This is a genomic window from Paenibacillus sp. FSL R5-0473 (genome assembly GCF_038004565.1).
Classification (GTDB): Bacteria; Bacillota; Bacilli; order Paenibacillales; family Paenibacillaceae; genus Paenibacillus; species Paenibacillus amylolyticus.
Genome location: NZ_JBBORL010000001.1, coordinates 5,431,823 through 5,445,132 on the forward strand (window position 1 = coordinate 5,431,823; position 13,310 = coordinate 5,445,132).

At 47.5% G+C, this 13,310-nt stretch carries 13 protein-coding genes; 3 read left to right on the top strand and 10 right to left on the bottom strand.

Going from position 1 to position 13,310, the window contains the following annotated elements:
- Nucleotides 1-148 precede the first annotated feature (148 nt).
- From MKY28_RS23780 to MKY28_RS23825, 10 genes are all read right to left on the bottom strand, one after another.
- Nucleotides 149-349, bottom strand: coding sequence for a copper ion binding protein (locus tag MKY28_RS23780; protein ID WP_017691004.1), 201 nt, complete (start codon nt 347-349; stop codon nt 149-151).
- 60 nt (nt 350-409) lie between these two features.
- Nucleotides 410-808 (bottom strand): metal-sensitive transcriptional regulator, encoded by a 399-nt coding sequence (locus tag MKY28_RS23785; RefSeq protein WP_017691005.1) that lies wholly within the window; start codon nt 806-808, stop codon nt 410-412.
- Between the two features lie 124 nt (nt 809-932).
- On the bottom strand, nt 933-1,421 hold the full coding sequence (locus tag MKY28_RS23790; RefSeq protein WP_340937203.1) for a GNAT family N-acetyltransferase: 489 nt from the start codon (nt 1,419-1,421) through the stop codon (nt 933-935).
- Between the two features lie 123 nt (nt 1,422-1,544).
- On the bottom strand, nt 1,545-1,730 hold the full coding sequence (locus MKY28_RS23795; protein WP_017691007.1) for a hypothetical protein: 186 nt from the start codon (nt 1,728-1,730) through the stop codon (nt 1,545-1,547).
- A gap of 589 nt (nt 1,731-2,319) precedes the next feature.
- On the bottom strand, nt 2,320-3,078 hold the full coding sequence (locus MKY28_RS23800; protein WP_340937204.1) for a nucleoside phosphorylase: 759 nt from the start codon (nt 3,076-3,078) through the stop codon (nt 2,320-2,322).
- Nucleotide 3,079: 1 nt separating this feature from the next.
- Nucleotides 3,080-3,751: a sulfite oxidase-like oxidoreductase gene (locus MKY28_RS23805; RefSeq protein ID WP_340937205.1), complete on the bottom strand. Its 672-nt coding sequence runs from the start codon at nt 3,749-3,751 to the stop codon at nt 3,080-3,082.
- Between the two features lie 46 nt (nt 3,752-3,797).
- Nucleotides 3,798-4,721 (bottom strand): ABC transporter permease, encoded by a 924-nt coding sequence (locus MKY28_RS23810; protein ID WP_076332630.1) that lies wholly within the window; start codon nt 4,719-4,721, stop codon nt 3,798-3,800.
- On the bottom strand, nt 4,705-5,772 hold the full coding sequence (locus tag MKY28_RS23815; RefSeq protein ID WP_017691012.1) for an ABC transporter permease: 1,068 nt from the start codon (nt 5,770-5,772) through the stop codon (nt 4,705-4,707). Before MKY28_RS23815 ends, MKY28_RS23810 begins: the two co-directional genes overlap by 17 nt.
- The gene (locus tag MKY28_RS23820) at nt 5,769-7,268 is read right to left on the bottom strand and encodes an ABC transporter ATP-binding protein (protein ID WP_127551676.1); all 1,500 of its coding nucleotides are present in this window, start codon (nt 7,266-7,268) and stop codon (nt 5,769-5,771) included. The genes MKY28_RS23815 and MKY28_RS23820 overlap by 4 nt, the downstream gene beginning before the upstream one ends.
- Before the next feature lie 332 nt (nt 7,269-7,600).
- On the bottom strand, nt 7,601-8,632 hold the full coding sequence (locus MKY28_RS23825) for a BMP family lipoprotein (protein ID WP_017691014.1): 1,032 nt from the start codon (nt 8,630-8,632) through the stop codon (nt 7,601-7,603).
- A 276-nt stretch (nt 8,633-8,908) separates the two neighbouring features.
- On the opposite strand from MKY28_RS23825, the gene MKY28_RS23830 reads away from it, so the two are divergent.
- The 3 genes from MKY28_RS23830 to MKY28_RS23840 all read left to right on the top strand — a co-directional run bounded on the left by MKY28_RS23830 (nt 8,909) and on the right by MKY28_RS23840 (nt 13,307).
- Nucleotides 8,909-10,330 (top strand): hypothetical protein, encoded by a 1,422-nt coding sequence (locus tag MKY28_RS23830; RefSeq protein WP_340937208.1) that lies wholly within the window; start codon nt 8,909-8,911, stop codon nt 10,328-10,330.
- Between the two features lie 242 nt (nt 10,331-10,572).
- Nucleotides 10,573-11,163 carry a DUF5317 domain-containing protein gene (locus tag MKY28_RS23835; protein WP_340937209.1) on the top strand — a complete coding sequence of 197 codons (591 nt, stop codon included), beginning with the start codon at nt 10,573-10,575 and terminating at the stop codon, nt 11,161-11,163.
- Nucleotides 11,164-11,474: 311 nt separating this feature from the next.
- Nucleotides 11,475-13,307 carry a bifunctional diguanylate cyclase/phosphohydrolase gene (locus MKY28_RS23840; protein WP_340937210.1) on the top strand — a complete coding sequence of 611 codons (1,833 nt, stop codon included), beginning with the start codon at nt 11,475-11,477 and terminating at the stop codon, nt 13,305-13,307.
- Nucleotides 13,308-13,310 lie beyond the last annotated feature (3 nt).

Consider the following 13,310-nt stretch of genomic DNA (forward strand, 5'->3'; position numbering starts at 1 on the left):
TGTCGATTCAATTTTTTTATGTTGTATCCATTATACCCCCAAGGGGTATATATCAGACAGAAAATTAGGCTTAAACCTGACTCTTGAGAAAAGGTACTCTGACCTCTTTTTCGCCCATGAGCATGTTCGGTTTAAGCCTGTGATCCCGTTAGACTACATCGTATCCCTGATCTTCAATCGCAGCTTTGATCTGATCCACGTTCACCGTCTGCTCATCATATTCCACAGCTACTGTTCCCGCTGCCAGATCAACCTTACCACTCGCACCGGTATTCTTCACAGCTTCTTCAACTGATTTCACACAGTGATTGCAAGACATTCCCGTAACGTTCAACGTAACATTAGACATTGTAAATTCCTCCTTGGGGTATATTAAAATGATAGATTTGAATTGGTAAATAAATTCAGCTTACTTCATTAACTTCCGCATCGTAACCAGCAGTTCATCCACAACCTCATGTTCACCAGCCTGAATACGCTCAACGATACAACTCTTCATATGGCCTTCAAGCAAAAGTTTACCTACTGAATTAAGAGCAGACTGAGCCGCCGCAATCTGTGTCAGCACATCATCACAGTACGTATCCTTCTCGATCAATCCCTTGATCCCGCGAATCTGACCTTCCACACGGTTCAAACGAGAAACCAGGTTACTCTTCATCTCCTGCGAATGGTGACTCTTGCGCACATGCTTCCCATCACTGCCCTCGGCATGACAAGATACTGCTTCTTGGACTGTAGCCAAAGCTTCCGTTGAATCTGACTTGGAGGATTGCAAAGGTTCCTCGGGATGGCTCTGATGATCCATCATGAACACCCCTTTTCTTTCGTTCTTTTCTAAGAGTAACATACCCCATGGGGGTATTCAAGGATATTCTGATATTTTATTAAAAATGGATTGGCTTATTCGGAATTAAATAGAGCGATGTATCTTACATGGTATACTCCATCCTGCTGCTGCGGACGACCAGACCCATCTGTTCATAGAAAGTCTGTGCCCCAGAGTTAAACGTCGACACGGATAATTCCACGCTGTCTGCCTGAAGCTCTCTCCCTAACTCGATGAATGCTTGTAGTAACTGTTTGCCTGTTCCTTGGCCCCGATGCTTGTTATCCACTACAAGTTCATGGATGTACAACATCTTGCGATCCACCATCAATGGGTTATCCTGAATTACACTTAACTGCGCGCTCCCGTAACCCAGAATCAAGCCCAATTCGGAAGACTCGGCAACATACAGGTAACGCTTGTCCGTTTCCAGCAGTTCGGTGAACTCCTTTTTCTCCATTCTGGTCTCTAACGCTCGGTATAGATCCGGCCGCGCCTCAACATGCATCCGGTGCAGCTCATCCATCAACAATGACACGCCAGAGTAGTCCCTCATTTCTGCCTTTCGGATGTTAATCTTCCCCATACTCATCCCCATCACTCTTTCGTCTACTGAATTTTACATTATTATACAACCAAAAAGCAGATACCATAAGGGTACCTGCTTCGCTAAATTTATCTTCATTCCATCAAGCCCATATGATGCTCATGTTGTTTATTTTTTCGAAGAAGCATTTCCTTCATTAAAAGCAACAGGTGATGGCTTCGCTGCCCATTCATCCGCTTGCGGCTCAATGTCTACTCCGCTCAAAATCTTCTTTTTCTCCATCAAGGAATCCCCGTCTTCATCCAACTTGTTGCGAATTTCCGCCTCGTCCTGAGGTTGATTGTTCTGTGTCATCATAGAGTCCTCCCTTTTTTCGTATTCATGTTGATGTTCCTTTATATAACGTGCCCACTTTCTGCATTATCATTCTCAGCGAGCGACAGCCATCAGAGCTAACGAATCGTACACACCTTATACCGACAAATATAGGGGGATTAAAAATGTAACGAATCTCAGACACGTTATATCACGGTAATTCAACAGAATGGATCGAAAAAGGGGTTTATCCAAGCATTAGCGTGCCTAAGATTCGTTAGAATTTCACACTAGCGATTTACGCCCAAATAAGACGTGCTGAGTTCGTTAGAAATATAAAATACAGATAGCTATATCGCTTTTTTGGCACTGTTTATCACTGTTTAGCACTGTTTATCATAACCAAGTGGATACAACACATCATTTATGTCCCACTCTCCTTTAAACTCTCGCTTTTTTAGGAAAGTCCATATTCACCTAAAAATCTTAACTGTAATGTTCCAAGCACTCCTACGGTCAAAAAAAGGCATCCTGCTGGTCAAATTCATGACCTTACAGGATGCCCTCTTTCCTTATGGTCCACCTCAGGTGGACGCTTAACCGATTTTGATTTATTTCTGGCTTTGTATTACGCCTGATCCTGGCGAGCAAGCGCGGCTAGTGCGCGTAGCGCTGCATTAATCTCGCGCTCCACCGCTTGTCCAACCGCATCCGTATGCGGATCATACTCGGCTGCCAGGTCGCTGTCCGCGAATCCATCGATCGCGACAATGGCTCCGGCGCGAGCGCCACGCAAGGTACTAACGATGTAGAGCGCCGCAATTTCCATCTCGGCTGCAAGTGCTCCAGCCTGCTTGTACTTGCGGTGTGGAATTTCTTCCACGCCTGCAAAGAACGCATCCAGCGTTACGGTGATACCAACGCCCACTTTGCCTGCAAAGGTTGCAGCATCCGCGCTTTCTTGCTCACGAGCAGCTTCGATCAACGCTTGTGTCACCCCAATGTCCGCTACCGCTGGAAAACCATCCGGCACCAGTTGGCGAGTCAACCCGTCCGTACGAACAGCGGCTGTACTCACTATCACACTGCCTGCCGGATAATCGGCTGTATACGATCCCGCTGTACCTACCCGAATCAGAGTTGTTACACCCGCCCGAATCAATTCCTCGAAGCAGACAGCTGCTCCCGGTGAACCTACACCATGGCTAACTACAGCCATCTGTACTCCTTCATACAAGCCAACAAACGTACGATACTCCCGACTGAACGCCAGTTCTCTCGCCTGCTCCAGCTTGCGGGAAATCTTCTCCGCACGTGCCGGATCACCACAGACGATGGCGTATGCCGGCATGTCTTCCGAATGAATCTGCAAAATAGGCATCAACATATCAATCAAACTCCTTCTTCGTCCACTCGTCTTCGGGAATCGGCAGATCTTCACCCGAGAAGCGTTGTTCCTTGAACGGATCGGCAAAATGGTGGAAACCATTCACTTCCCAGAATCCGTTACGGTCTTCTGTCATAAACTCCAGACCACGTATCCACTTCGCACTCTTCCAGAAGTAAAGTTGTGGTACAACCATACGCAGTGGAAAACCATGCTTGGGTGTTAGTGGCTCACCGTTATATTTGAATGCAAGCAATACATCATCATGCATCAATTCTTCGAGCGGTACATTTGTCTCATAATCATGATCTGCATGAATCATGACGTATTTTGCCTCCGGCTTAACCCCAAGAAGCTTCGCAAAATCGGAAAAACGAATACCTTCCCACGGCGTATCGAATTTCGACCAACGGGTAACACAGTGAATATCACTCACCGTGTTCACCTGTGGCATCGCCTGCAACTCAGCTAAGGAGAACACCTTCTCCTCTTCTACTTCGCCGAATACCTTCAAGTCCCAGGTGGACAGGTCATATTCCGGCACTTCCCCTTCATGCAGAATCGGGAATTTCTCCGTCAGCATCTGTCCTGGCGGCAGCCGATCTCCGTGATCGTTACCTGTTTTGGGTGCCGGGGTTTTACTTTTTTTCAAACGTTCAGCCTTGTTATGCAAGTGGAATTCCTCCTTCTTTTACTGTCTCTAACATAGACATTCAGAATTAACGCGAGCTTCCGCCCGCTTTCAGTGCATCCTGTGCATAGGTACGGTCTTTGAAAAAGAACATCGCAACCAGCGTCACAATATACGGCAGCATCAACGTGAAATGCGTTGGCAGGGAGAATCCTTGCAGACGAATACTCAATGCTTCCATGAAGCCAAACAGCACACTGGAGCCCATGACCCCAAGCGGATTCGCTTGTCCTAACATTGTTGCCACCAGCGCGATAAAACCACGACCAGCGGTCATGCCTTCGGTAAACATCGTTACCTGACCGAGCGACAACTGTGCGCCAGCCAGAGCACACAACACACCGCACATCAGAACGGCACCATACTGGATGCCACGTACCTTGATCCCGATGCTCTGTGCTGCAATCGGATTCTCCCCAACAGAGCGCAGGCGGAAGCCGGATACACTTTTGAACAGATAGAATTGTAGTCCGATCACGAGCACAATACCGAGGTAGACCAAGGGACTATGCCCGGATAATACATCGCCCACCCACGGGATGTCCTTAATCAGCGGAATATCCCACTTGGGAAGTCCCACCATGTCTTTGTCGTAGTATGCACCTTTTACATCAAAAATCGCACGCAGTGCAAAGGTCGTCACCCCCGCAGCCAGGAAGTTGAGCGAGATCCCGACCACGATGGCGTTAGCCTTGAGATTAATGCTTATAAAGGCAAAGAGCGCCGAGAACAACATCACAATAATAATGGAAAAGAGTACAGCCAACAGCACATTGCCAAACAGATAATTACCGACAATGGCGGAGAATGCACCGATTAGAACCAGTCCTTCAAGACCCACGTTAAAGAGACCTACACGAGAACATAAAGCCCCACCGAGCGCTGCAAGCAGGATTGGAGTCATAATCCGCAAGGTTGAGCCAAACATGGCTGCATCAAACAGTTGTTGCATTGGACTTTTTCTCCTTTCTCCGCTTCAGGAATGAATAACCGATCTGAGCTGATACAAATAACGTCAATACAGCCTGGATGACACTGCCAACTTCCAGCGGCACATCCGTGTTCCGTTCCATCCCCATGGCACCTGTCTGTAACGCAGCCAGCAAAATAGCTGCCACAGCTGTACCGAGCGGATGCGAGCGGGCAAGCAGCGTTGCCATAATGCCGCTCCATGCGTAACTCGCCGATGACAATGAGCCATCAAGGAAACGGTACTGTGTACCGAGCACTTCTCCCGCACCTGCCAGTCCAGCAAGTCCACCACTAATGACCATGGACAGCATCATCATGCGAATGCGACGAACACCACCGTAGGTTGCAAAGGACGGGTTGCTGCCGAGCATACGGATTTCATAACCGGTCACCGTTTTATGTGTGAACCAGTAGATCAGAATAGCCGCTACAATGGCAATAATGAAGCCGGCATGCAGCCCCATGCCTTGGAACAACTTCGGCAACCAGATACTCTGATCAATCATCGGAGTCTGTGCCATCGCTGCAGATCCAGTCCGATCCTTGAATGGATAGGAGACCATGTATCCGCCAAAATAAATGGCAATATAGTTAAGTAGTAAGGTTGTAATCAACAGATTCATGCCGAAACGAGCATCCAGCCAACCTGCAAACAGGGACCAGATTCCTCCGGCAACAATACCTGCCACAATCGCAGCAATACACACAAACCAACCTGGCCCTGGCAGATAGAGCGCCGTGAGCGCGGCACTAAGCCCGCCAAGAATCATCTGGCCTTCGGCTCCCATATTGAAAAATCCGGCACGGAATGCCAATGCTACGCCAAGCCCCGCCAAGATGATTGGTGTGGAACGAGCCAACGTATTGGTGAAGAAGTAGAAGTTGCCGAAGGCACCTTTCCACATCTCCGCATACGTATCCACCACATTACCGCCAACGATCAGAATCGCCACAGCCCCTGCAATCAGACCGATGAATACGGCAAGCAGCGGCTGGACGAGTCCGCGAAGTGTTTCTTTTACCCGATTCATATCCGCTCTTTCCCTCCTGCCATTAACAAGCTGATCTGTTCCTCAGTTGCTTCCTCTGCTCTCAGTTCTCCGGCAATTTCGCCTTCATACATGACAATAATCCGATCAGATAATTGCAAAATTTCGGACAACTCCGATGAAATGAGCAGAATACCCGCGCCCTCGCTACGTTTGCGCAGCAATTCAGCATGGATTGTCTCCATCGCTCCGATATCCACACCACGAGTCGGTTCGGCTGCAATCAGAAACGGTGTATCCTGTGCAAATTCACGGGCAGCAATCAGCTTCTGCAAGTTTCCTCCAGACAGAAACTGTGCCTTGGTCTCCGCAGAACCTGTCTTGATGCTGAACTGTTGGATCCAGCTCTCTACCATTGTTCTTGCTGCTTTGGCTTTGATAATGCCGCGTGACTGCAAGCGATGATGGTGTCCCATTAGCCCGTTCTCGCGAACGCTCGCATCCTTGGCTGCTCCCCACATGTAGCGATCTTCCGGAATATGAGCAAGTCCATGCTCCCGGATGCGCCGTACTGGCCAGTTGGTTGTATCCTGCCCGGAGAGCACAACGCGACCACTATCCGCCTTACGCAGTCCGGCAATGACCTGAATCAGTTCCGACTGGCCGTTACCCGAGATACCTGCTATACCAACAACCTCACCTTTTCGAACCTCCATGTGGATGTCCTTGAGTGCCGAACGATCCTTCGCTCCGGACAGATTAACCCCTTCCACCTGAAGCACCGCTTCCGCTGGTACCGATGGCTGCTTGTCCATACGCACAAGTTCACGACCAACCATCAGACGGGACAATTCCTCCACATGTGTATCCTTCGCTTCCAACGTACCTGTCACCTGACCATCCCGAAGTACCGTGATCCGGTCGGCTACATCCATGACTTCTTGCAGCTTGTGCGTGATCAGTACAAAGGTTTTGCCCAACTTGGCGAGTGATTTCATGTTCGCCAGCAGTTCCTTCACTTCAAGCGGTGTCAGTACCGCCGAAGGTTCATCCAATATAATGATGTCTGCGCCCTGATGCAGCACCTTGAGAATTTCAACACGTTGCTGCATGCCAAGCGGGCACTCGGACACTTTTTTCCACGGGTCAACCGGCATGCCATATTGTCTGCCAAGCTCATTTACCTGGGCCGCTGCCTTTTTGCGGTCAAATGCGCCTGCCTTAGCCGGTTCGCGTCCGATCACGATGTTCTCCGCCACCGTAAAGGAAGGGAACAGCATGAAATGCTGGTGCACCATGCCGATGCCACTTGCCATCGCCTGGGACGGCGTAGCAAAGCTTACCTCACGTCCACGGACTTTGATTGTGCCTGACGTGGGCTGTTCCATACCGTACAGCATACGCATTAAGGTTGTTTTACCGGCCCCGTTCTCACCGACAAGGGCATGAATCTCTCCCTCACGCAAATTAAAACGGATGTCCCGGTTAGCGGTGAAGCCGCCGTACTTCTTCGTAATCTGCTCCATCTCCAACAGCATATCTCGCGTTCGCTCCCCTCAGTTCAACTTAATAAGGTTACACTCGCCACTACGATGACAGAACAACCTTCCGATCGCTGTTATCCCCAGATTTTTTGATTCCCTTTTATAAAGGGGAAAATCCGGTGATAGCATATGCTTCCGATGTAGCTTTCTTTTAGAAAGCTTTTAGGCGAACGCTTTGCTTCATCAGGTTATTTCTGTCCTCTTCGTTACCGTGTAAACGATAAGTTGAACATATACTGGTCATTTAATAGCAGCAAAACCGGCTGCCTGATCGGGCAGCCGGCTGATCATTTCCATCATTCATTCATTGAAAAGAACATTCAAAACTATTGTTGCAATGGATCTTTGACTACGATTTTGCCGGATACGATATCATCTTTGATTGCTTTAACCTTATCGATCACTTCTTGTCCGACAAAAGCATTCAATGGAGATTCACTATCACGTGTAACGTAAGTCAGGCCTACACCGTCTTCTTTCAAACCGTAGTTTACTGCACCTGCTTTGAAATTGCCTTCTACGAAATCTTTCACAGTCTCATAAGCAACCGTATCGGTTGACTTCAATTGAGACAATACGATATGTTCCGGGTCTTCAACCGTACGGTCTGTATCCTGACCGGAAGTGTAGAAGCCTTTTTCTTTGGCTGCTTCGAACACGCCGAGATCACCTACAGCGGATGCGCCAGCGATGAAGTCAGCGCCTTTTCCGAATTGTACCAACGCTAATTCTTTTGCTTTGGCCGGGTCATTAAACCCACCTACATAGTTCACGAGGAATTCTGCATCTGGATTCACGGATTCCAATCCAGCTTTGAAACCTTCCGTATATTTCTTGATCAATGGTACATCCATTGCTGCAATCATGCCGACTTTGTCTGTTTTGGTGGACAATCCAGCAGCTGCCCCGAGCAGATACGCCCCTTCATATTCACGGAAACCAACGCTACGAACGTTAGGAAGATCAACGGTTGTATCTACAATCGCAAAGGACTTGTCTGGATTCTCTGCAGCAACTTTCTTCAATGCATCTTCTGCCTGGAAAGTTGCTGTAATAATCAGATCATAATTCTCGGCAACCGCAGCACGCAGATTTTGTTCAAATGCTGCCGGGTCTGTCGATTCAATCGTCTTGGTATCTACTTTGAATTCTTCTCCTGCTTTTTTGAAACCTTCATCCATCTGTACAAAGAAAGGGTTAACCCCTATTTTTTCGGGAAGTACGAGGGCCATCCGAAGAGATTTCTCCGAATCACTGCCTTGGGCGGATTGTTCGTCTTTGGAAGCCGAATTCCCACAAGCTGCCAACAAAATAGCCAACATGATGATCGATAAGACGAACGATAAACCTCTTTTCATTTTGAAAATACCCCTTTTCAACATTCTTTTTTCTTATCCTAGCGGATACTGTCGATCCTTGTCAATAAATCTTTGAGCGTATACACTCAAATAGAATATAATTGACAATTCGCTTTCTACCAAGCTTTGGAAACCGTTCTGTATCAAGCTTTTTTTCGTTGACATCCAGCGCGTCTCCGTGCTAAAGTCAATCCAATTATTCTATTCTGATAGGAATTGTCAGAATTATAACCCAAAGCTGATTATTTTCCAACCCATTTTAAGGAGGCTATTCATTTGAAAAAAATCACCCAGATCACGTTGGCGGCCCTACTCGCCGCTCCGGTAACACTCGGCAGCCTTAGCTTGCCCGCTTCTGCTTCTGCAGCATCTGCAACTCCGGCTAAACCCACCACCTCACAAAGTGTCAAAGGACCGGTAGCTCAGGCGCCAGTTGCCTATACGGAAAGCGCAGCGGATTTTGCTCAATTCTTGCAAGCGAAATACAACATTCAATTGCCGCAACAGATTACCAAAGGTGATTTCATTCAAGCCATTGCAGCCGTAACGGATGCAACTCAAACAAGTGACAGTGAAGCCAAAGCTCCTGTCTTTACCGATCTGGCCTCTGGTGATTCTTCTTATGATGCTGCCGTATCCTTATACAATAATGGGGTTCTTACGGGTACAGAAGTACGTACCAAGGATCAACTGAGCACTTATGCAGCAGTCTTCATCGCGGTGAAAGCAGCCGGATTCAAGGAACTGGCTTATACATATCCTGCAGAGAAAACAGCCAAAGCGCTTGCCAGCGTTGGCATTAGCCCGAACCGTGTTCAGGGACAAGCCGCACAGGAACTGGCTGCTGCGATCGATACAGGCCTGATTCCTGAAAGCCTATACCCCGCTCTCCTTAAGGGTGGCGTAGCAAGTAAAGATTTCGCTGATACTTTGCTTGGACGCGTACTGGTCAGTCAAGGGAAATACAAACATGAGATTGGACGTTCCGGCGATGCGGACATCTATTCCAAATTGTATGCTGCATATCGCACAGCGGATCTGATCGAATCACCTGAGCTGAGAAAGATTGTGGATCAGGCGCTGCGAGATGATCTCGTAACAGGTTATAATCTGAAGGATAGCCGCTTTGATTCCAACTTTATCGATGAACTGACACTTACTTACGGCCACGATAATATTCAACATGCTGTACAGTTGGTCGGTTTGTTGCGTAGCGAAGGTATTGATGCTGATGTGCAATTCCAGCCGAAGACATCTGCCTTCATTTATTTGAAGGAATGGGGCGAGCCGAAGGAAACGCCAGACTATAAAGTGACACAGATCGAGAACGGTAACTATATTGCTTCTGCGAAAGAATATGATATTCAGTTCGAGTTCAACAATGTGGCAGACAAAGTTCGCTTCAACGACATTGTGCTGAAATATGCCAAAAAGAACAGTGACAGTACATCTCCACTGATTCTCAGCTCCTGGTGGCAACCGCTGTATTATTCACCAACCGCATTGGCGAACTACCCTGTCATTTCCAATAATAAGATCGCGCTTGGCAATTACTATGCTCAGTCCTTCTCTCTGAAAGAAAATGCCAAATCCATTCGGGAAGGTTTCCTGAAACTGGCACCTGATGCGGACATTACGACGTATGACTTCTGGGTGGACCAGCCTTTCTTCAACTATCTGAACGGTGGATCTGAATAAAATAAATTCCGTCTTCAACCGAATTAAAGCTCGTATTTTGGCACCATAAGCAGCCGTCCTTACCGAATTTTACAGGGGTTTCGACCCCTAGATTCGTAAAGGCGGTTTTTTGTTCAGCATTTTGCAAATTTCTTCTACAAAATCATTTTCCTCATGCAGGAATTACCAATATAAGGTCGAATCCTTTATGTACACAAACACGCAATCATATTGCATATCTCCGCACGAACAGGAGTTACTCCATGGTATATGACGGTATTCTACTAGGCTTGATCGTTGGATTTTTTCGGGGCGGGTTGCGGCATGGGCTCAACCAGTTTGCAGCACTCAAGCTGCGAAGTGGCTGGATTTTCCCTATATTGCTGCTAATCCAGTTCTTTATTTTCTATCTCCAGGAACGATTCGAATGGGTGGCATCCATTAATGGATATCTCTTTGCTGCCGTCTACATTACAGGGCTCGTTTTCCTGTGGCTCAACAGACACCATACCGGTTTCATGCTCATCTGGATTGGGGTATTTCTCAATTTTGCCGTTATGGCTGTAAACGGTGGGCGCATGCCTGTTTCTGTGGAAGCCTCCGCTGTACTCGGACCCTACTATGTAGACATGCTCAGGGAAGGCGGCGCCGTATCAAAGCATTTTATGATGGATGCATCTACAAATCTGCCTTTTCTCGGTGATATCATCCCACTCTCCAGCCCTTATCCACGGACTCAAGTCATCAGCATTGGTGATGTGGTTATGAACGTGGGCATCTTCCTTTTTATCCAGTACATGATGGTGAATCGGGACAAAAAGGCTGTGCAACCTGCTAAAACTCATCAGGCTTGAAGAGAACCAGGTAGACTCCAAGGAAGGGAGGTCTTCTCCATGAAAAAATTTGAAGGTGTGAAATATTCCCGCATTGTCATCAACGCAATCATCGTGGCTTCTGTCGTTGTAGCATTAACTTCGGGATACAAGCTGGGCGGCTAGTATCCATACCGCCAAACAAGACAAACAGGCTGCCCGCGGCCTGTTTTTTCTGTCTGGATTTTTGCCAGGCAACTTGGTATGTTATACATCTATATAGTATATCCGTATACAATAACACCAACTATATACACATCAAGAGTAGACTAAACTCAAGCAGGAGATTTTTTATGAACTTTATTCGTAACCTTATCCATAAGGCAGATCGAAGCAGTCTGTATGTTATTTTGCTTAGTTGTACCGGGATCGGTGTTTTTCTGTACATGAACAAGTGGTCTTACCTTCATATAACCACGGCGGATTGGGTTATGGTCTACACCATGCTGGGTGCGGCGTTAATTCTGGATTATTTCACGTTCCAGATTCCACCCAAAGGCAATCAGCAATCCATGGATTCATCGGTATACCTTGCCTGTATATTCATGTTTGGCGGAGCTTTCAGTTTATCTGTACTGCTTCCTGTCTCCATCATCCTGTTAATCAAAGAGCGCAAGCTCACCTGGTGGAAACACATTGTTAATTTCAGCATCTACAGTCTCATGATTACAGGAGCAGCTGCCGTGTTTGAGTGGACTGGCGGGCAATCCGGAACTCTGGACGGCTATAACCTGATTCCTTATTTTGCAGCGCTCGCAGCCTACTTCATCATCAACACGATCACACTTGGCTTATTCTTTCATTTCTCAACGAAGGATGCATTACAGCAGATGAAGCGGGCATTCGTTACCGAATCCCTACTGGTTTATTTATGTACGCTGATTCTGGCGCTTGTATTGACGATTCTGGTTGTGCATAATGGCGTACTCGGTCTGTTGTTGTATCTAAGTCTCAGCATTCTTCTGTCCCACGCATTCAGGCAGTTGTTTGTCATGTATCAGACCATTGAGGAGAAAGCTAACACGGATCAACGCACAGGTCTGTTCAACCATAGTTATTTTGAAAGTATGTTGGAAAATGAACTGACTACCGCTCGTACGCAGGGAACACCGCTCTGTCTGGGACTTATTGATATTGATGATTTCAAAAAGTATAACGATCGGTTTGGCCACCTTCAAGGTGACAGTCTGCTGGCCCTGCTGGGGGATTTTCTGATGCGAAAGACGGAAGGCACACCTGTTACCGCCTTTCGTTATGGAGGGGAAGAGTTCACTTTGCTCATGCCAGGCATGGAGTTGGACGAATCCTACAGGTTCATGAACAAGCTGCGTAAACAACTGAATGACACGCCGTTTGAAGGCGTTGAAGTGTTTCCACACGGTTGTCTCTCCTTCTCTGCTGGCGTCGCGCCCTATCAGGTGGATATGTATAACAAATCCCAGCTTGTGGATCAGGCGGATAAAGCACTGTATTATGCGAAGAAACAGGGCAAGAACAACGTGCACCGCCACGGCAGCAATGATGGCATGGAACACGAGATTGATCTGGTACAGGACGTTCGTGACATCGAACAGCAGCTCAATCTGTTCAGGTACAAAGATATGGATACGTTTAAACATTCCAAACGGGTCTACAAATATGCACTGGATATCAGTGAATTACTCGCACTGGACAATGCGGAAAAACGTCGCTTCGTGCTGGGAGCACTGATTCATGACATCGGAAAACTGGAGATTCCTTGGTCTATTCTGAACAAAAAGGACAAGCTCACCGCAGAAGAATGGGAAACGATCAAAGGACATGTCACCTGGGGCAAAAAAATGGTGATCACGAACGATCGCTTCGCCGATCTGATTCCGTATATTGAACTTCACCACGAGCGCTATGATGGCAAAGGCTATCCTTACGGCCTGAAGGGTAACGAGATTCCCCGGCTCTGCCGGATGCTGACCGTGATTGACTCCTTTGATGCCATGACGACAGAGCGGCCGTATCAGGAAACCAAGAACGTGGAAGAAGCGATTCGGGAGCTGCGCTCATGTTCTGGTTCACAGTTTGATCCGGAGCTTGCCGAGTTGTTCATTCAATATATTGAGAAAAGAACCGCTCAGCAACAGTTGCAGTAAAAT

Excerpts from the sequence above, each read along its gene's own strand:
- MKY28_RS23780 (WP_017691004.1), bottom strand. The coding sequence starts at position 349 with ATGTCTAATGTTACGTTGAACGTTACGGGAATGTCTTGCAATCACTGT.
- MKY28_RS23785 (WP_017691005.1), bottom strand. The coding sequence starts at position 808 with ATGGATCATCAGAGCCATCCCGAGGAACCTTTGCAATCCTCCAAGTCA.
- MKY28_RS23790 (WP_340937203.1), bottom strand. The coding sequence starts at position 1,421 with ATGAGTATGGGGAAGATTAACATCCGAAAGGCAGAAATGAGGGACTAC.
- MKY28_RS23795 (WP_017691007.1), bottom strand. The coding sequence starts at position 1,730 with ATGACACAGAACAATCAACCTCAGGACGAGGCGGAAATTCGCAACAAG.
- MKY28_RS23800 (WP_340937204.1), bottom strand. The coding sequence starts at position 3,078 with ATGTTGATGCCTATTTTGCAGATTCATTCGGAAGACATGCCGGCATAC.
- MKY28_RS23810 (WP_076332630.1), bottom strand. The coding sequence starts at position 4,721 with ATGCAACAACTGTTTGATGCAGCCATGTTTGGCTCAACCTTGCGGATT.
- MKY28_RS23815 (WP_017691012.1), bottom strand. The coding sequence starts at position 5,772 with ATGAATCGGGTAAAAGAAACACTTCGCGGACTCGTCCAGCCGCTGCTT.
- MKY28_RS23820 (WP_127551676.1), bottom strand. The coding sequence starts at position 7,268 with ATGCTGTTGGAGATGGAGCAGATTACGAAGAAGTACGGCGGCTTCACC.
- MKY28_RS23825 (WP_017691014.1), bottom strand. The coding sequence starts at position 8,632 with ATGAAAAGAGGTTTATCGTTCGTCTTATCGATCATCATGTTGGCTATT.
- MKY28_RS23835 (WP_340937209.1), top strand. The coding sequence starts at position 10,573 with ATGGTATATGACGGTATTCTACTAGGCTTGATCGTTGGATTTTTTCGG.
- MKY28_RS23840 (WP_340937210.1), top strand. The coding sequence starts at position 11,475 with ATGAACTTTATTCGTAACCTTATCCATAAGGCAGATCGAAGCAGTCTG.